At 65.5% G+C, this 17,152-nt stretch carries 26 protein-coding genes; 25 read left to right on the forward strand and 1 reads right to left on the reverse strand.

Translation table 11 applies throughout. The annotated features are described in order from the left end of the window. Positions 1-399: 399 nt before the first annotated feature. A complete protein-coding gene (locus ACWPXE_RS33130; protein ID WP_454021273.1) occupies positions 400-855 on the reverse strand; it encodes a helix-turn-helix domain-containing protein in 456 nt (151 codons plus the stop codon). A 26-nt stretch (positions 856-881) separates the two neighbouring features. Between ACWPXE_RS33130 and ACWPXE_RS33135 the strand changes: the two genes are divergently transcribed. The 25 genes from ACWPXE_RS33135 (at position 882) to ACWPXE_RS33255 (ending at position 17,038) form a co-directional block, all read left to right on the forward strand. Further along, positions 882-1,112: a Cro/CI family transcriptional regulator gene (locus tag ACWPXE_RS33135; RefSeq protein WP_454021274.1), complete on the forward strand. Its 231-nt coding sequence runs from the start codon at positions 882-884 to the stop codon at positions 1,110-1,112. Next, positions 1,112-1,537, forward strand: a complete 426-nt coding sequence (locus ACWPXE_RS33140; protein WP_454021275.1) for a hypothetical protein — start codon at positions 1,112-1,114, stop codon at positions 1,535-1,537. The genes ACWPXE_RS33135 and ACWPXE_RS33140 overlap by 1 nt, the downstream gene beginning before the upstream one ends. A gap of 4 nt (positions 1,538-1,541) precedes the next feature. Continuing rightward, on the forward strand, positions 1,542-1,835 hold the full coding sequence (locus ACWPXE_RS33145; RefSeq protein WP_454021276.1) for a hypothetical protein: 294 nt from the start codon (positions 1,542-1,544) through the stop codon (positions 1,833-1,835). A 242-nt stretch (positions 1,836-2,077) separates the two neighbouring features. After that, positions 2,078-2,200 carry a hypothetical protein gene (locus tag ACWPXE_RS33150; protein WP_454021277.1) on the forward strand — a complete coding sequence of 41 codons (123 nt, stop codon included), beginning with the start codon at positions 2,078-2,080 and terminating at the stop codon, positions 2,198-2,200. Positions 2,201-2,204: 4 nt separating this feature from the next. Continuing rightward, positions 2,205-2,564 (forward strand): hypothetical protein, encoded by a 360-nt coding sequence (locus tag ACWPXE_RS33155; RefSeq protein ID WP_454021278.1) that lies wholly within the window; start codon positions 2,205-2,207, stop codon positions 2,562-2,564. Next, positions 2,561-3,061 carry a phage regulatory CII family protein gene (locus ACWPXE_RS33160; RefSeq protein WP_454021279.1) on the forward strand — a complete coding sequence of 167 codons (501 nt, stop codon included), beginning with the start codon at positions 2,561-2,563 and terminating at the stop codon, positions 3,059-3,061. Before ACWPXE_RS33155 ends, ACWPXE_RS33160 begins: the two co-directional genes overlap by 4 nt. Positions 3,062-3,122: 61 nt before the next feature. Continuing rightward, complete coding sequence (locus ACWPXE_RS33165) at positions 3,123-4,286, forward strand: Rmf/CrpP family protein (RefSeq protein ID WP_454021280.1); 1,164 nt, start codon at positions 3,123-3,125, stop codon at positions 4,284-4,286. Between the two features lie 6 nt (positions 4,287-4,292). Continuing rightward, on the forward strand, positions 4,293-4,823 hold the full coding sequence (locus ACWPXE_RS33170) for a hypothetical protein (RefSeq protein ID WP_454021281.1): 531 nt from the start codon (positions 4,293-4,295) through the stop codon (positions 4,821-4,823). After that, a complete protein-coding gene (locus tag ACWPXE_RS33175) occupies positions 4,823-5,236 on the forward strand; it encodes a hypothetical protein (RefSeq protein WP_454021282.1) in 414 nt (137 codons plus the stop codon). Before ACWPXE_RS33170 ends, ACWPXE_RS33175 begins: the two co-directional genes overlap by 1 nt. Positions 5,237-5,239: 3 nt before the next feature. After that, a complete protein-coding gene (locus ACWPXE_RS33180; protein WP_454021283.1) occupies positions 5,240-7,366 on the forward strand; it encodes an SNF2-related protein in 2,127 nt (708 codons plus the stop codon). Between the two features lie 245 nt (positions 7,367-7,611). Then, on the forward strand, positions 7,612-7,833 hold the full coding sequence (locus ACWPXE_RS33185) for a hypothetical protein (protein ID WP_454021284.1): 222 nt from the start codon (positions 7,612-7,614) through the stop codon (positions 7,831-7,833). A 2-nt stretch (positions 7,834-7,835) separates the two neighbouring features. Beyond that, positions 7,836-8,048: a hypothetical protein gene (locus ACWPXE_RS33190; protein ID WP_454021285.1), complete on the forward strand. Its 213-nt coding sequence runs from the start codon at positions 7,836-7,838 to the stop codon at positions 8,046-8,048. Then, positions 8,045-8,755 (forward strand): MT-A70 family methyltransferase, encoded by a 711-nt coding sequence (locus ACWPXE_RS33195; protein WP_454021286.1) that lies wholly within the window; start codon positions 8,045-8,047, stop codon positions 8,753-8,755. The genes ACWPXE_RS33190 and ACWPXE_RS33195 overlap by 4 nt, the downstream gene beginning before the upstream one ends. After that, complete coding sequence (locus ACWPXE_RS33200; RefSeq protein WP_454021287.1) at positions 8,752-9,396, forward strand: hypothetical protein; 645 nt, start codon at positions 8,752-8,754, stop codon at positions 9,394-9,396. The genes ACWPXE_RS33195 and ACWPXE_RS33200 overlap by 4 nt, the downstream gene beginning before the upstream one ends. After that, positions 9,393-9,647, forward strand: a complete 255-nt coding sequence (locus ACWPXE_RS33205; RefSeq protein WP_454021288.1) for a hypothetical protein — start codon at positions 9,393-9,395, stop codon at positions 9,645-9,647. The genes ACWPXE_RS33200 and ACWPXE_RS33205 overlap by 4 nt, the downstream gene beginning before the upstream one ends. A 5-nt stretch (positions 9,648-9,652) precedes the next feature. Then, positions 9,653-11,083 carry a hypothetical protein gene (locus tag ACWPXE_RS33210; RefSeq protein WP_454021289.1) on the forward strand — a complete coding sequence of 477 codons (1,431 nt, stop codon included), beginning with the start codon at positions 9,653-9,655 and terminating at the stop codon, positions 11,081-11,083. Beyond that, complete coding sequence (locus ACWPXE_RS33215) at positions 11,083-11,469, forward strand: hypothetical protein (protein ID WP_454021290.1); 387 nt, start codon at positions 11,083-11,085, stop codon at positions 11,467-11,469. Before ACWPXE_RS33210 ends, ACWPXE_RS33215 begins: the two co-directional genes overlap by 1 nt. A 56-nt stretch (positions 11,470-11,525) precedes the next feature. After that, complete coding sequence (locus ACWPXE_RS33220; RefSeq protein WP_454021291.1) at positions 11,526-11,675, forward strand: hypothetical protein; 150 nt, start codon at positions 11,526-11,528, stop codon at positions 11,673-11,675. Next, complete coding sequence (locus ACWPXE_RS33225; RefSeq protein ID WP_454021292.1) at positions 11,672-11,923, forward strand: hypothetical protein; 252 nt, start codon at positions 11,672-11,674, stop codon at positions 11,921-11,923. Before ACWPXE_RS33220 ends, ACWPXE_RS33225 begins: the two co-directional genes overlap by 4 nt. Then, positions 11,920-13,356, forward strand: a complete 1,437-nt coding sequence (gene dnaB / locus ACWPXE_RS33230) for a replicative DNA helicase (protein WP_454021293.1) — start codon at positions 11,920-11,922, stop codon at positions 13,354-13,356. The genes ACWPXE_RS33225 and dnaB overlap by 4 nt, the downstream gene beginning before the upstream one ends. A 6-nt stretch (positions 13,357-13,362) precedes the next feature. Next, a complete protein-coding gene (locus tag ACWPXE_RS33235) occupies positions 13,363-14,571 on the forward strand; it encodes a DUF1376 domain-containing protein (protein ID WP_454021294.1) in 1,209 nt (402 codons plus the stop codon). Next, positions 14,568-14,783 (forward strand): hypothetical protein, encoded by a 216-nt coding sequence (locus ACWPXE_RS33240; RefSeq protein WP_454021295.1) that lies wholly within the window; start codon positions 14,568-14,570, stop codon positions 14,781-14,783. The genes ACWPXE_RS33235 and ACWPXE_RS33240 overlap by 4 nt, the downstream gene beginning before the upstream one ends. After that, complete coding sequence (locus ACWPXE_RS33245) at positions 14,780-16,108, forward strand: DNA methyltransferase (RefSeq protein ID WP_454021296.1); 1,329 nt, start codon at positions 14,780-14,782, stop codon at positions 16,106-16,108. The genes ACWPXE_RS33240 and ACWPXE_RS33245 overlap by 4 nt, the downstream gene beginning before the upstream one ends. Beyond that, on the forward strand, positions 16,105-16,419 hold the full coding sequence (locus tag ACWPXE_RS33250) for a hypothetical protein (RefSeq protein WP_454021297.1): 315 nt from the start codon (positions 16,105-16,107) through the stop codon (positions 16,417-16,419). Before ACWPXE_RS33245 ends, ACWPXE_RS33250 begins: the two co-directional genes overlap by 4 nt. After that, positions 16,409-17,038 carry a hypothetical protein gene (locus tag ACWPXE_RS33255; RefSeq protein ID WP_454021298.1) on the forward strand — a complete coding sequence of 210 codons (630 nt, stop codon included), beginning with the start codon at positions 16,409-16,411 and terminating at the stop codon, positions 17,036-17,038. The genes ACWPXE_RS33250 and ACWPXE_RS33255 overlap by 11 nt, the downstream gene beginning before the upstream one ends. The last annotated feature ends 114 nt before the right edge of the window (positions 17,039-17,152 follow it).

A 17,152-nucleotide genomic window follows, 5' to 3' on the forward strand; every position in this document is an offset into this window, starting at 1 on the left:
CGGGTGCTGATGCACAATAGGGCCTTAGCGGATACTCCCGCTGACAGAGATAGCGACCGGCTTATTCCTGCCGTCGCCAGAGCCTCACTCCGCCGGCCAGCGCCGGCAAGCAGTCATGCATACGGAGGAATGCAGATGACTAGCATGAAGGAAAAATCTTTTTTTGCGAACAAAATATCTAGCGTAAGGAATTCTGAATTGCCGCACACCTCGGCGCACCTCGGCGGGCTAAGCCGCGTGGCTATCGGCGACCGTAAAGGGTATGCTCTACCGGAGGCTAAGGAGTCGTCGAAATGACTTGGTGGAGCGACCTGACCATTCCGCAGATGGTCCTCGTAAACAGCATTGCCCGCTTGTCTGATAAGGATAAAGCGCTAGTTAATTCGATAATTCAGCGCTTCAATGCTTCCCACTTGAACGCAGTAACTGGACAACCATCGCCTGGACCACGCTCTGTTGGTCAGGAGTCAAATTTTTGATCTGCGCAACCCATGACGACTTTTCCTCATCATTGGCAGAGGGTTCTTTAGCGCTGGCATGGAAGATTGCCCGCTCTCCTGGAGGAAGGAGCGTTGCCAGATAATTCACGTCAAGATCATAGACCTCTGCGACCGATGCGAGATTGTGCGGTCGCGGGTTATCCTTGCCTTTTTCCCAGTTGCCTACGGCAACGCGAGACACGCCAACAGCCTCTGCCACCTTCTCTTGGGTAAGCCTTTTAGCTTTTCGAGCTGCTTTCAACGCGGTCGCGAGATCCATCACCGTAGCCGAAGTTTTTGTTAACACGCCGGCAGTTTGAAAGCTTGACTTACATCCGGCAACGCAAGTTCCGCTTACTTTTTCAGTGGACAGCATGGTAAGTTCCGCTTACATTTTCCCGCATGCGAGATCCCGCACTCACCAAAGCCATCAATCGCGCTGGCGGCGCGGTAAAGCTCGGCAGCCGGTTAGGCATTTCCAGCCAAGCCGTGTCGCAGTGGAAGCGCTGTCCGCCTGAGCGGGTACTGCAAGTCGAAGACGCGACCAACGGCGAGGTGGCGCGCCACGAACTCCGCCCGGACCTGTACCCCCCTCTCGACGCTCCATCACCCGACCAAGACAGGCCCGCCTGATGGCTGAACTGAACGACATCGCGCGCCTGCTGCGCGAACTGACCGAAGCCGTGCAGGAGAACACCGCTGAGCTGCGGGGCCTCCGAGCCGATCTGTCCCAGCACCACGGCGAGGACGCGCCTGTCTCCAAGGCGATGGTCCAGGCGCTGGCCATTCACGCGGTGCTGATAGGGCCTCCACTGTTGCTGAAGCCGGGCGGGTACTGCGAAGCAGCGAACGCCTACGCTCGAATTATGTCGGATTTCCTCAACGGGACCGGACGTCAAGAAGCCCGCAAACCCAGCGCGGAAGACGTTGCCTATCGTGCCGCCAATCCCGGTCACTGGAGCATCAGCACTCTTCGTGAGTACGGCGTTCCAGAAGAAGACCTTATTCGGATTCAGGCAGAGCGCGAGGCCGCCATGCCTTCTCAGCCTCGTGGGTGAGACGATGCAGAATCTGCAGAACATCCTCATGAGCAGTTCGAATCCAATCGACCTCCTGAACCGCGTCGGGCTCGATAAGGGAGGGCAGTTCGATTGTTCGGTTATCGATTTCTGCGACAAACGTGATCCGGACGAATCGAGCGCTAACGCCGGGAAGGCGGACATCGGTTTCAATGGACTTGAAGGATATCGGCATCCGAAACGCTCCATGGGTTGTGTGGTAACTCCCATGGTACGCGCGGCGCGGGTGGCTGTCACGGCTGCCCGCGCCAATCCCTGCTCGACGAACCTGCGGTGAGGTGACCCATGACCACGGGCTATCTTACCAGCCGAGTTCTCGCCGCTGCTGATCTGGAGACAGACTTCCAGCTTTCGGAACCGTGTCAAGAATGCCTCGGAGCCGGGAAGTATGTCACGCGCGCATGCGGGGTGGGGCGATACTCCTCGCGTGGTAATGCCGGACCCCTCCTGCCGCTGCTCGCCGGTCTCCTCGCTCTCTGGCTTGCGTTTCTGCTGACCCTCGCAGCGGGGGCCTGAACCATGTTGATGCCGCTCTACGACCCGCCCTGGACCACACAGCTCGCCACCGCGCTCTGGCCATACTACGCCTTTGTCGCGTTCGGTCTGGCCGTGCTGGGCATCCGCAAGTGCTGGGGAGGCTGAGCGCATGCCGGTCATCGACATCACCTCACGCCTCCAGCTCTGCGGCGCCGACAGCACCATTCAACTGCACACGTTCTTCTCGATCGGCAAGGCGTTGCGCAAGGGCGCCGACGCGGCTGCTGATCGCCCAAACCTCCCGCTCCTCATCTTGCGGCACCACCACGGCCAGCCGAGCAAGCGCGCGGATCGCCTCCGCTGCCGCCCGGTCAACGAGCGTCACGGTGCTGAGCTGCGCGCCGCCCGTAACGGGCGTGGCGATGCCGGTGTCGTCAGTGATTGGAAGCGGAAGCTGAGCAGTCATGTCCCCAATGTGCGGTCGCCACTTCGGGGAGTCACGTCCAATCGAAAGGGCTATTTTGGATGACCATTTATCGGAAGCCCGGCTCCATTGAGGATGCGCTGCGTCAGGCCGTCCAGGAACTGAGCCCACAGGAGATCAAGCTGGCCACCGGGCTCGGTGACTCGAAGTTCCGCAAGACCAGCAACCCCCTCTACGGCACGGATCTGGAACTGGCTGACGCCGCCGCTCTGGATGCCGCGCTGGTCGCCCGCGGGAAGTCGCCCGTCTTCATCGAGGTGATGCAGGAGATCACTGCGGCGAAGCTGGCCGAGTTGCAGGGGACCGAACGGCCGGAAACGGACTTCGCCCGTCAGCTTGTCCGTCTCGACGCTGAGTCCGGCACCCTTGCGAGGGAAATCGACAATGCCCTGGCCGACGATCACGTCGACCTGAAGGAGCGCCAGCGCATCGCCCGTGCTGCGCAGAACGTCATCGACCATGCGCGTGAAATCCGGGATGCGGCGGAGCCTCCGCACCTGTCCGGCAACGTCACCCAGCTCCGGGCCGAAGCGTCGGCCTGATTCCTACAGGCGCCTCAGCGTCACACCCAAGCACTTCTGAAGACCGAAAGGAGGTGGCCTCATGGCCCGCAAGCTGAACGAGAAACCTGCCATCGACCCATCAAGCATTTCCCCGTCCGACCTCGAGCGGGCGATGGATCAGCTGCTTGAGCGGGAGTCCCAAGCCGCCGCCGCGAATTCCAAGAAAGCGGAGGTGATTCGCGACGCAGCGAAGACGGGTGTTCGGAAGCCCGTGTTCAAGGCACTGGCGCGGCTGTTCGCGAGGAAGCGGAACGACGACCCCGAAGCGTCCATCGAGGCCCAGCAGCTTCTTCATCTGATCCCGGCGCTTCAGCTCAACGTGCCCCGTCAGCAGGCGCTGTTCGACGAGATGCCGGATGCCGAAGCTGTCGCCGGCGCGATGGCAGCGGTTGTCGGGCCGGACCTCTCAGCCATTCCGAACCCGCCACCGCCGGCCGACTTCGAAGGCAAGAAGCGCAAGATCGGCGCCTGGGCCAAGGGTTGCGAAGCCCGCCGCAACGGCGAGAAGCGCTCCGACTGCCTGCTCACCGGAGCCGAGTCCGTCGCGATCTTCGAGCAGGCGTGGGACGCCATGGATGCCGCGATCAAGGCTGTGGCGGAGGGGGGCCAGCCGGCGGCCGGACCCAGCGCGGCCGTCGGCTCCGATCTCCCGGAAGGCATGACGCAGGAAGAACATACCGCCCTCCTCGCCGAGGGCATCAAGCTGTTCCGCGAAGGCAAGGCCCCCGGCGCGCACGCCTACGGCGACGACCCGGTGAAGGCCGGCATCGTCATGAAGGGCTGGGCGACCGAGCAGGACGCCCAGAACGCGGCCCGCGCCGCCGAGCGCGCGGCGGAGCAGGCCGCCAAGGGCGGTGGTCAGCAGACCGAGCAGGCCCTGAGCGCCGGGGAGGTCCAAGCGCTGGAGGCGGAAGGCGCCACCGCCTGCGAAGCCGGCGAGCCGCAGTCCGCATGCCCGCATCCCGCCGGCAGCGCCAAGGCCGACGCGTGGCTGGCCGGCTGGGAGCGCCAGGACGACGCCCTGTTCGATGAGGCCGGTCCGGCCGCTGTCGAGGCGCCAGGAGAGAGCGGGGAGGTGGTCTTCGCCGATGCGGACGACGGCGACGAACTGCCGGACCTGCCGGAAGACGATGACGCGGACGTGCTGATGCCGGCGATGGCCAGCAATGGCGCCGCCGATGCCTTCATGGCCCCGGCGGAGTAACGGGGAATGGCCGGCGGCATCCTGTCTTTGGATCTCGGGCGCATGACGGGCTGGGCGGTCGCCAACCGCTCGGCCATTTCGGCGTGGCCCGCCGGTCGTTTCCTTTTGGGGCGCACGCCGCAGCGCCCCGCCATCCTGTGCGGCACCTTCACCATCGGCCCGACCGGGCTGCCGCACGGCGAATATTACGACCGGTTCGCCAAGTGGCTGGACGACATGCTGACCGTCCATGGTCCTGACGCCGTGGTGTTCGAGGCCGCGATTCCTCACCACGGCGGGCAGGAGGCGGCACGGCGGGCTTTCGGGAAGATAGCCGTCGTCGATCTGCTCTGTCACCGGAGGGGCGTGAAGGCCGTCCGCGAAGTGGCGAACAACACCGTGAAGAAGGCCTTCACCGGCAACGGCCGAGCCGAGAAGCCGGCCATGATCGCCGCGTGCCACGATCGCGGATGGAACCCGCCGGACCACAACGCCGCAGATGGCTGCGCGATCCTCGAATGCGGTGTCCGCGTGCTCAAGCATGGGGAGACGCTGTGATGCTTCCAACTGTCCAGCAGAGCGCCTTAAAAAAGGAATGCGTGCCGAGCCTCGATGATGTGGTGGCGGCGATCAAGACGCTTCGCCTGACCCGCGTCGGGCTTTCTGAAGCCGAAATTCACGATCGCGCCGCTGCCATCTTCTTTGAGCAGAATATCACCGTTGAGCATGAATTTCAGGTCGCGCCCGGCTGCCGGCTGGATTTCTGGGTTCCCGCTTCCGGCATCGCAGTCGAGTTCAAGAAGTCCAGGCCGTCGAAGGCTTCGGTTGTCGCTCAGTTGAGCCGCTACGCCGCGTTGCCCGAGGTAAGGGCGCTCGTCCTGGTGCTGGAATGCAGCATGGTGCTGTCCCGTGAGATCGCGGGAAAGCCGCTACGCGTCGTCTCCCTGAACGCCAACTGGGGGATCTGCTGAATCATGTCCGCGCCGTTCGAGGCCCAGGCGATTACCGACCTTCCCGCGCATATGGCCTATCCGGTCATGGAAGGGGTGCGGGTGTGCGGTGAGCTGCGGGTGGTGCCGGTCGGCTCGGACGACAAGCTGGACGGGGCCAATCGGCCCGTGTGGGAACTGTCCGGCGACCGCGACATGATCATGGTCGGGACGAAGCTGTTTCCCGGCGCGGATGCCCGCGGTGGCCATCGTCTCCGCTTCATCGCGAACCCGCGCATTTTCCAGGATCTGGTCTGGCTGATGCAGCGCTACGCGCTGCGCGTTGTCGACCGTGCGGCGTTCGACGGTGCGTACAGAGAATGCGTCGAGTTCCTGCTGAAGCGCATCCGCGCAAACAGGGCGTTCGAGACGAACAGCGGCCGCTCTGGGGAGAGTGAGCGCATTGCCCTGTCGGCGCCGGCTGCATTCCACGGCTCCCTCGCAGATCGTCCATGGCAGGAGGAAGGGTTGGCCCACATGGTGGCGAACCCGCGCACCCTGCTTGGTGACGACCTGGGCTTAGGCAAAACCGTGCAGTTTCTGGCGCTGCTCGCCCAGCTATCGAAATGGCCGGCGCTTATCGTGTGCGAGACGCACAACCAAGTGCAGTGGATCAAGCAGACCTGTCGTTTCCTCGGGATCGACGAGGACGCCAAGCCTGTCGAACTGGTTTCCGGCGCGTTGAAGCTGCACCGGATCAAGGGGACCAAGACGGCCGGCGGATTGCCCGAGGCGCACATCTACGTGACCCATTATGGTCTGCTTCGCCACTGGCGGCAGGAGCTGGTGGACGCCGCGGTTCAGGTCATCGGCTTTGACGAAATCCAGGCGCTGAGGAAGCACGATTCCCAGCGGTATTTCGCGGCGACGGACATCGCATGGCGCGCCGAACATGTCGTCGGCATGAGCGACACGCCGATCTACGGCTACGGGATCGAGATGTGGTCGCTGATGAACGCCATCGACCAGCAGTGCCTTGGCACCCGTGACCAGTTCATGCGCCAGTGGTGCGCAAACTCGGTGCAAGTCGAGGACCCGGAAGCGCTAGGCGATTATCTCCGGCGTGAGGGCCTGCTGATCCGTCGCACCAAGGAAATGGTGAAAAGCAAAGTCCCGCCGGTCCATCCCATGCCTTACTGGGTGGATGGCGACGAGGCGACCTTCAACCGCCTGAACATCGAGGCCGAACGCCTCCGAGCCGAAGCCGCCAACCAGAACGGTGCCTTCGATCGCGCCCGCCTGGAAGAGGCTGCAGAGAACGCCGAACGGCGCGCGACAGGTATCGCCAAGGCCGGGGACGTGATCGCGCTGGTCAAAACCCTGGTCGAAGACGGAGAGCGCGTGCTGCTCGGCGCGTGGCACCACGATGTGGTGGACCTCTACGTCGAGGGGCTGAAGCACTTTGGCGTTGGCTGCGTCACGGGCCGGGAATCCGAAAAGCGGAAGGAGGACGCGAAGGCGGACTTCATCAGCGGCACCATCAAGGTGCTGATCATGAATCTCCGATCCGGCGCCGGCGTCGACGGTCTGCAATACGCCGCTCACGTATTCGTCGCGGGTGAGCTCGATTGGTCGCCGCAGGTTCACCGTCAGATCATCGGGCGACTGCATCGCGACGGCCAGACCGAACAGGTACTCGCCTACTTCGTCGTCTCGCGGTTCGGCAAGGACCCGAAGATGATGGAGGTGCTGGGCGCCAAGATGGCCCAATACTACGGCGTCATGAAGATGGAAGCGGACACCGCGGAAGAGCGGGCCGCCCACGAAACCGCCGGGCTTGATCGGCTGGAGCGCGCCTTGGCGGCGGATGTCGCGAATGACCAAGGCGAAGGGCAGACAGCCACGATTTCGCCGACGTTCTATCTTGCCCTGCAACAGCAGCTCATCACCGCATCCCCCTCCCATTGTCGCGCGCTTCTCGACCTGGAGCGCGGCGCCGTACTGACGGCGGAGCACGCCGACACCGACCTGGGTGCCATGTCCGAACAGGTGCCGGTGATTGCCAAGGCGGTCGCCAACCGGGAGACGACGGTCCGGTACTTCGTCGGCGCCGCTCTCGCCGCGGGGTTGCTGAGCCGTGCAGGCGTCATTCGAGCCGAGGAGGCCGCTTGATATGGCCTGCCGCCGCTGCACCCCCAGGCCCCGATGGACCCCCGGCGAGAAACGCCGCGCCGAGAAGGACCACCGCGCCGGCAAGCTCGAAGCCGTCACCGCGCATGCCGTAGGCCGGAGCGCAGGGGCCGTGAAGGCGAAGCTCGCCCGCATGCAGGTTCCGAAGAACCCGACCGACCCGCGCCAGGGAGCGCTGTCTGGTCTCGACACCGACACCACCGACAACGATTCGAGGGAGGACGACCATGCTGCAGCTCGTTGCCGTCAATGGACATCGCCTGGAACGCCCGGTCTGCTATCGGCGTCATGTCGTCCCCGCAGATCACGCCGCGCGGATGGCCGATGCCACGCGCCGCACCTTCGCGACGGTCGCCGCTTTCACGCCAGACCCCGGCTTGGCCGCGTGGTGGCTGGCCGCCGGCCAAGTGTGGGCGGACTTCTTCCTTACCACCGAGCGGAGGCACTGACCATGAGCCTGGGAACCGCCATCGATGCCGAGCTGGCGACGACCGCCTCCCTCGAGGCGCACACCAACCTGTACCGCGCCGCGGCGCTGGGCGGCGATGCTGAAGCCCTCCGTCGCGCCCGCGTGAACTGCGAGGCCGCGCTGGACGCCCGGCTGGACGCCATCGACGTGGTGACGAAGGAGCAGCGCAAGCATCGACGGGGGCTGGGGCTGTGAACCTCTTCAGCGGCCCCTCCCTGCTGCTCGACCTGCCGCCCATCACGGCACCGGCTGCGCGCGAACCGCTGGCGTCGGTGCCCGGCTGGTTCTGGGGGCAGGAGCTGAAGCCGCGCGGCTACGGCCTCATCCTGATCGACCCCCCATGGTTGCAGCAGATGTATTCGGAGGAGACCGGGACCAAGAAGGCGCCGCAGGGTAAGTACGACTGCATGCCGCTGGAGGACATCCAGGCGCTGCCGGTCGGCCAACTCGCGGCGCCGAACTGCTTTATCCTGATGTGGACCCTCTGGAACTTCGTCGCGCCGGGCTGGGCGAGCGACACCATCCGGCGATGGGGGTTCGAACCGAAAAGCGGCGGCGCCTGGTTCAAGGTGACCAAGACCGGCAAAACGGCCATGGGCACCGGATACGGGTTCCGTGGCTGCTGCGAGCCGTTCCTGACCGGTTCGATCGGTGCCCCGAAGGTCCGCAGCCATCGGGAGCGCAACGGCATCCTCACCGAGATCGAGGCAGACGCCGAACTGGATCTGAACGCCCTCATCGGGCTGCTGCGGGAGCATTCCCGGAAGCCGCCGGAGATGCACGAGGCGCTGGAGCGCATGTTCCCCGGCGTTCCGAAGGTCGAGATTTTCGCACGGCAGCGTCGGCCCGGCTGGGCGGCCTGGGGAAATCAGGTCGATTTCTTCCAGGGAGAAGCGGCATGACGGCCAGATCCCCGATCAGGGTCGCCGCGGCGAACCGGACATGGATCGCGTGCAACGCGGCGCATCGGCCCGTCATCGAGATGGCGCTTCCGGCGGTGATGCTGTTTGCCGCTACCAGGACCATCGCGGCGGCCCCCCGCGCGCCCAAGGCCCGCAGGAGCTTCTTCGCTGGACTGCTTCCGAAGCTGGAGGCCGCCGTCGCGGAGCCGTTCGCTTCGCTGCCCCTGAACGTGCAGCGCATCGCGTCCGGCGTCACCGCCTGGGCGGCAGGGGTGGCCTTCGAAGCGGCGCCGCCTACCGCTCCTGCGACGCTGATCTACCGGGCAGCGGTTCGCTGGACCGACGCCCTGCTGTTGACCGACTTCCTGACGCTGCGCGCCGGCTCCGCGTTCCACGGCGCCGTCGTCTCCATCATGGAGGATGTGGAGCGCTGCGCCGCCGATCCGGAAGCGCCGGAGGACGCCGAGATCCTGGAGCAGGCCAAGCCCCTGGCCACAACGTTCGACCGTCGTCTCCGGGCTGTTGGCCTGTTCACGACGGCGCCCGATCTGACACCTGCCTTCCACGAGATCGACCAACTCACCGCGTCCGGCATCGGCGAGATCCAGGTTCCGGTGAAAGCAGGGGGTGCCATCGCATGAGCGCCACCCTGCACTGCAATCCCGCTGTGTGGCCCCGCGCCCGCGCCCGGCAGACCCGCCGAAACGAGCCGACCAACCACGGCCCTGCACTCGTCCTGGAAGCTGCCGCCGATGCGTGGGAGCGCGATGAGGCGCGTGCCGGCGCCACAGCCAAGCGAGAGCGCGCCCAAGCCCTGTGCGATGCCCAACCCACACTGCCGAGCCTGCCGATCACCCGGCGCCGGCTGAACGAAACCCCGAAGAAGGGATGATCCCCATGAGCCTGCTTTCACGCCTCAATTTCAAGCCGCTCGTCATCTCCAAGGCATCCAATTTCCCCGATGTCCGTGTCGCCATACAGCCGGCCCGCGTTGGTCGCCACGTTTCGGCAGCACGCCTCGACATCAGCTTCTCCCGTGAACTGGGGAAGCAGGTCGGAATCGGTGATGTTGGGCTGAAGGCGGCGATCTACACCGATGGCCAGTTTATCGCGCTATGCGCGCCGGACGTTGGCCGGAAGCTGTTCGGCGTCGCAACGAAGGAATATCGGGTCGGCGCGAAGAGTGAAAAAGCCGAGCAGGCGGCCCTGCATTTCGCGTCCACCCTCCCGCCGACCTGCGTCACCACCAAGTGCAGCGCGCAAGGTTCGAAGCGGTACGAGGTCGAGAACGGCGTCCTGATTGTGGAGCTTCCAGACTCGTTCATCCGCTCGGAATACCTGACCGGCGCGGAAGCCTCGTCACCAATCTGCGAGACGGAGCCGTTCCCGCCTGCGGGCACCGCGCCAGCGCCGCTCGACATCGGGGAACTCCCGCAGCTTGAGGGCGCCGCGCCGCGCCTGGGCGAGCCCGAAACCGTGCCGGTTCCGCCGGCGCAGGATGACGTTCCGCTTCAGCCTGAGCAGCCGCAGCCGATCGAAGCCGGCGATGACCAGATCGTGGATGTTGCCACCCAGATTTCCGATGGAGCGGTGGAGCCGGAAGGCCCGGCGGCCGCGTACGACTCCATTAACGACGCGGGCTTGCAGAAGGCGGAGCGCTGCATCACTGATCCGGCACCGGCACCCGAAAAGGTTTCCGTTCCCCCCACGCTGGAGGACCGGCTTTATACCCATCTGCTGCTGCTCGCCCGTGAAGGGAAACCGTGCCCCGACAATCAGGCGCTGGCGACGCACGTCAACTCGAATCCGAACTCGATCTCCGCCACCCTCTCGATGATGAAGTCGCGGGGGCGGATTTCCGTCAGCTACGCCAGCGCCGAAGGGAAGCGGAGCAGCGACGTTGTTCGAGGCTGGCAGCGCGTCTTCACGATGGTGGCCGACAAGGTGACCACGGCGGCCCCGCAGCCGGCGAACGTCGTCCCGGCTGAGGCTGGAAACGCTGAGCTATCCGTTGAATCCCCCCCAGCCCCGTCGCCGAAAACCGTCGCTGCGGCTGCTCCCCCGCGCCGCGTCCCGTTGACGCCGAGCAAGGGGCGGCAGCTCTCCGAAGCCGAACTGGAACTCCAGGAGGTGGTGGGCGCACGAAAGCCCGTCGCTGCTGCAACCGATGTCGATGCGGATTTCGAGTTCCTGATCGGGAAGAGAGTCCCCGTGATCCGCGTCCCCGGCAACAAAACCCATCCCTTCCGGCTCAATGACCGGCCGGCGACGGCGGCGGAGATCACCGCGAGAGCCGCACGGGTGCGCCAGATCTCCGGAGGACGGTGATGGGCGCCCCGGCTCCCCTCGTCAACTGGCCGACCGATCCGGAAGAACTCTTCCTGGAACTGCATGTCGAGCTCGGCATGTCGGTCGCCGCCATTGCCGAACTCCTTGAACTCCCCGAGGCCGCTGTCGCCGAGGCGTGCCGCAACTTCGGCATCATCCGGGAAGCCGTGCCGGAACCTGTCGATCCCGGCCCGGAGCCGGGCGACCGCGGCCCCAAGGAGCCGAGGGGATGCCGCTGGATCGACGGCGATGTCCGGTCCAGCGATTGGAGCTACTGCCAGGAAAGCACGGTGCCGGGCGCGCGGCACCCTTACTGCCGCCATCACCTGCAGCGGTCCTATCAGCGGGCGAGCGCGGCAGCTTCCAGTCGGGGCCTGAGCGAATGACCACTGCCGCAGCCATCCCAGGGCGGGAAAACGCTCTTCGGGCGGAAGCCCAAGCCATGGAAGTCCAGGCCGAGAAGCGGGGAAAGGATCGTGCCTACTCGGTGCGTACCGTTCTGCTGACCCGGCAGCTTGCACAGAGCTTGGAGCACGATGCCGTGGCGGTGGCCGCCGGCGCGCGTCTGGCGGAAGAGGCGGGTGGACGATGAGCATCATGGCCGCACCGCACCTGATCGTCGTCACGGAGGGCATGACCGAAACGGAATACCTCCTGGAGATGCGCTCCGCCGCGGTGCGGGCGCACGACGCCAGCCCCTGCCGCCAGACGCGCGCCGGCCTCTTGGAGGCGGAGCGCGCCTACCGTGCCGCCCTGGGGTGGACGGCGGAACAGGTCACCGATGCGCAGCGCGTCATCAATGACCGACTGAACACGTTTTTCGGGGAACCACAGAAATGAACCACATCGGCAACCCCGGTCATATCGAGCGGACCCCGCCCCACAACGAGGAGGCGGAACAGGCGCTGCTCGGCGCCATCCTGATCAACAACAAGGCCTATGAGAAGGTCAGCGAGTTCCTTCGTCCGGAGCATTTCTACGACCCGGCGCACCAGAGGATTTTCGCGGCGATTGCCGAAGAGGCCGAGGCCGGCCGTAAAGCCGATCCGGTGACGCTGCGTGACCGCTTCGCCGGCGATGCCGACTTGGCCGGGGATGGGGGTGGAGCGGCCTATCTCGCCCGCCTGGTGGCCAACGTCGTCACGGTGGTCAACGCCCGGGATTACGGCGAGATCATTCGGGACACTTTCCTCCGTCGGCAACTGATCGAGGTCGGCTTCGATTTGGTGAACACGGGCTACCAACCCGACCCCGACATGCGCGCCGGCAAGCTGATCGAGGAGGCGGAATCGCAACTCTTCGCCCTTGGGGACCACGGTTCCGCGCTGCGCCCCGTCATGTCGTCAGCCGATGGCGTTGCGGCGGCTATGGAGGCCAACGAGCGGGCCTGGAAGAGCAAGGGGCAGGTGCTGGGCGTGACGACAGGGCTCGTCGACCTTGACCGCAAGCTCGGAGGCCTCCTCCCCGGTCTTTACGTTCTCGGTGCCCGTCCCTCGATGGGCAAGTCCGGTCTTGGGTTGAACACCATCATGCTGGCCGCCGCCAAGGCAGGGCACTCTGTGCTGGCCTTCTCCACGGAAATGGCAACCGAGAAGGTGTCTCGTCGCCACCTTGCCGCAGAAACCGGAATCTCGTCCGACCGCCAGACGCAGGGGGATTTTTCTGAAGGTGAATGGCTTGCATTGATGGACGCCCAGCAGGCTTTGGGCACCCTGCCCATGCATATCGACGAAACACCCGGCGTCACCGTCCCGCACATCCGCCGGGTAGCCCGCCGCCACAAGCGACGCCACGGACTTGGCCTGATCATCGTTGACCACCTCCACCGCATGCGCGCCAGCAAGCGGGCTGAGGACCAAGGCGAGACGGCGAAGATCACGGAGATCACCTCCGCCCTCTGCTCGATCTGGAAGGAGTTCGGCGTCCCGGTCCTGCTGCTCTGCCAACTCAACCGAGACCTGGAACGGCGGGAGGACAAGCGGCCGAATATGGCGGACCTCCGGCAGTCTGGCTCCATCGAGCAGGACGGCGACGTCATTATGTTCCTCTACCGCGACGAATACTACTTGGCGCGGGAGGAGCCGGCGAAGCGGGCCGACGAGACGGAGGAGAAATACAACGAGCGATACGAACGCTGGTGCAGGCGCAGTGAGGAGGCTCGGAACGTCGCCGAGATCATCATCGAGAAGAACCGGGACGGCCCCATCGGCACCGTGAAGGTCTTCTTCGACGGTCCCCGCACCCTGTTCTCAAATCTCGACCGCGGCGAGTAGCCCATCATGAACGAACTTCCCGAACCTCTCGTTCCCGCCGGTATCGACCTGTCCGGATACGACTACATGCCGCTCTACGTCACCCGGCTCCGCAAGTCGCGGACCTGGGTGCGCTGCAAGCGGCGGCCGGCGCACGGCTTCTACCTCATGAATATGTGGACCGAGGCGTTCACGAGCCATGAGCAAGCCGGCAGCCTGCCGGATGATGATGATCTTCTTGCTGACGCCGCGATGTGCCCCCCGGATGAATGGGAGGCTATCAAGGCCGACATCATGTCCGGCACGGGTTGGATTCTCTGCAACGATGGACGCTGGTACCACCCGGTTGTCGCCGAGGTAGTGATCGAGGTGTGGGAGAAGTCCCGCAAAACCAAGACGCAGACGAAGTCCGCTACGGAAGCCGCAGCGGAAGCCCGACGCACCAAGCGCGAGGCGAAAACTGCGGAGGCGAACGGAACGCAGACGGACGACGTAACGGAAGCTACTTCCGACCGAAACGGCACCGGTACGGATACCGTCCCTGATGAGGGGCAGGGGGGTAACGGAATCCGTCAGGCATCCGTAACGGACAACCAACGGAATTCACCTGCGTCCGTCACGGAGTCCGTTGCGGTTGGAAACGGAGTCCGTCAGGCGTCCGTAACGGAGACAAATAGAAATGGAAACTTAAACGGAAAACAACCACCCCCTACCCCCGCCGCCAAACCCGCAAGGACCGTCTCGCTGGAGGTGGTGGCGGTGGTGGATGGATTTCTGGCGAGCCGGGAGAAACATTTCCCTGGTGACAGCCGTCTTCCCGCCAACCGGATGACCCTCGAAACCCAGGCCGTCCAGTACGTGGCCAAGGGCGCACCCGTCGCGCTCCTCCTAGAAACGATCGAGCGTGGCATGATCGGCGCCGCGGAGGACGCGCGCCAATTCGGAAAGCCGCCGCCGAACAGTCTGAGCGCGTTCAACCTCAGCCTGGACACCGAGATCGCGAAGTTCCGCAAGGCGCAGGCTGGTCCACCGCCTGATTCCCGGCCCCGGCAGGGCGCCCCCGTTGGCCCTGCGGTTGCGGCGGACGCAGATGTCGCCCGTTGGCGCCAGCGGCTCACCCGCTATCGGGACTCCCGCACCTGGGACGACCGATGGGGGCCTCAGCCCGGGAAGCCCGGCTCCACGGCGCCGAAGGCCCTGGTGGACGAAATCCTCGGCGCTGTGGAGGCTGCATGACCGCCGGCCCGAAACCACCGAAGTGCCCGCTGGGCAGGCTTCACACCACCCGCGTCGGCGCCCGTGAGGCGGCCAAGCGCGGCAGGGCGGAGACCGGCGTCATCGTGCTGTTCCCCGACATGCTGAAGGACGATCTGGAGCGGGAATTCGTGAAACGGATCGCGGATCGGGAATACGGGGCTGAAACCGGCAGCGGGAGGAAGGGGCGATGAGCGAGGATCTGAAGGCCACCACCCCGAGTGCCGCCGCGCTGAAGGCCCGCGCCCGCCGGGTGAACCGCGGAGAGGCCACCGAAGCCGAGGCCCGGAAGCGGACCAGCAAGGCATCGCTCCAGGGCATGCTGCAACTCCCGCTGCTGGAAGCGCTGGAGGAAGCCGGCGGCAAGGCGCGCCCCCGTGACCTCTACCAGCAGCTCGCCACGCGCCTCAGTGTCCCGGAAGGTCTCCGCCAGGAGCGCCGGACCTGTGGCGATGGTCAGAGCTACCGGGTGTTCGACCAGCAGGTCCGCTGGGCCCGGCAGACCGCCGTGATGGAGGGGCTGATCGCCGACGGCACCCGCGGCGTCTGGGAGCTGGCCGATCCCGGTCATGCAAAGCTGTTGCGCGCCCGGCGCGGCGTCACGCTGCTGATCTACTCGACGGACCTCGGCGTCGCGCTGTGGGCTCATGCCGAAGATGCCGCCTCCGTGATCGCGCCGGAATCGGTGGACCTGATCCTGACCAGCCCGCCGTACCCGGTGGTGGCGCGCGATTACGGTCGCATGGATGTTCCGCAGTGGCTGGATTGGATGCGGCGGCTGACGGCCCTGTGGCGCGATCTGCTGACCGACACCGGAACGCTGGCCCTGAACCTGGGCGACGTGCATGTGCCGGGCTCTCCGGCCCTGTCGCCCTACGTCGAGCGATACGTGCTGAGCGCCATCGATGAATGCGGCCTCCATCTGGCCGGGCGGATGCCTTGGTTCAGCCCAACCAGGATCGGCAACATCCAGTGGACCTCCAAGGCGAAGGTCCGGCCGAAGAATCAGGTCGAGCCCATCGTCCTGCTGAGCAAGAACCCGAATCCGGCCTGGGACATCACCCGGCTCCCGCCGGTGCCGTACAGCCCGGACACCCAGCGCTGGTGGGAGCGGAAGCAGAAGGGCAGGACTCAGAAACGCCCCTCCGGCTACGATATCCGGGAAGAGGCGTTTGAACCGAAGGGTGCCGGCGCACTGCCTGGCAACCTGATCGTCGCCGCCGGCGCGCCGGGCATGGATGCCTACAGCCGCCGCTGCCGGGCCGCTGGCCTGCCGCGGCACAGCGCCCGCTTCCCGGCGGAGGTGCCGCGCTCGATCATCCTGACCTGCACAGCGCCGGGCGAGACCGTCTACGACCCCATGGCCGGGAGCAACGTCACCGGCATGGTGGCGCAGGAGCTGGGGCGGCACTGGATCTCGTCCGAGGTGATGCTGCGCTCCGTTCAGGGCTCCGCCTTCCGTTTCGACAATCTGCCGGGCTTCAGCATGAAGCCGCTGCCGCCGGGGGTGGCCCCATGATCGAGATCATCATCGCCGGGCACGTCTTCATCGTGACGCTGACCGTCTCCTACGTTCTTCAGTTCCTCGCGTCGACGTTCTCCATGGCCACCCATTGGCTGATGGGGAGCAAGGTGCTGGCCGGCCCGATGATCGGGCTGGTCTCGACGCTGCTATGGACCACGCTCGTCATCCACGACGGCATGTGGGGGATGATCCACGTCGAGGTCCTGATGCTCGCCATTCACACCCGCAACCTCGTCCGGTGGCTGCGCGAAGCACGCGCCGCGGCACCGGCCGCTGCCAACCAGGGGGAACCCCATGCCGCTTGATTCCGTGACGCCGCGCCCGCCGAAGGACATTCCGATCATCTTCAGCGAAGGCATGGTGCGCGCCGAGTTGGCCGACTTGAAGACGCAGACCCGCCGGCTGGCGACGTCACCACTCGCCAAGGTGCAGCCAAACGACCGGCTATGGGTGCGGGAAAGCTACCAACTCCTGTCCTGGGGCGACTACGAGGTGACACGGTACCAGCCGTGTGATGTCCGGTACGCCGCGACCGACACGCTGGCGAAAGCCGACCGGGAGATCCGCGGCTACCCGTGGCGCCCTTCCATCCATATGCCGCGCTGGGCCAGCCGGATCACGCTCGTCGTGGAGGACGTCCGGTTCCAGCGTCTCCGGGACATCAGCGAGGATGATGCGATCGCTGAAGGTGTTGAGACAGAGCGGTGCTGCGGCGTTCCGAGCGACGTCTGTGGGGTGCATCTCGGGGGCTGTTGCGGGCAGCCGGAAGCGGTGAAGCCAGCCGAGGCATTCCGCCAACTCTGGAACAGCCTGCACGACAAGCCGGGTGAGCGGTGGGAGGACAATCCGGAGATCGTGGCGCTGACCTTCGCCGTCCATCGCTGCAACATCGACAAGCTGGCGGCGGAGGTGGCGCATGCCTGATGATCTATTCTCCTACGCTTCTGCCCGCGCCGACGAGGGGCGGCAACGCCACCTTCGGGCGGTGGCCGAGGGACGCTGGGCGGCGTGGACGATCCAGGAAATCGACTGGACCGT

The organism is Azospirillum sp. Marseille-Q6669, assembly GCF_965111635.1.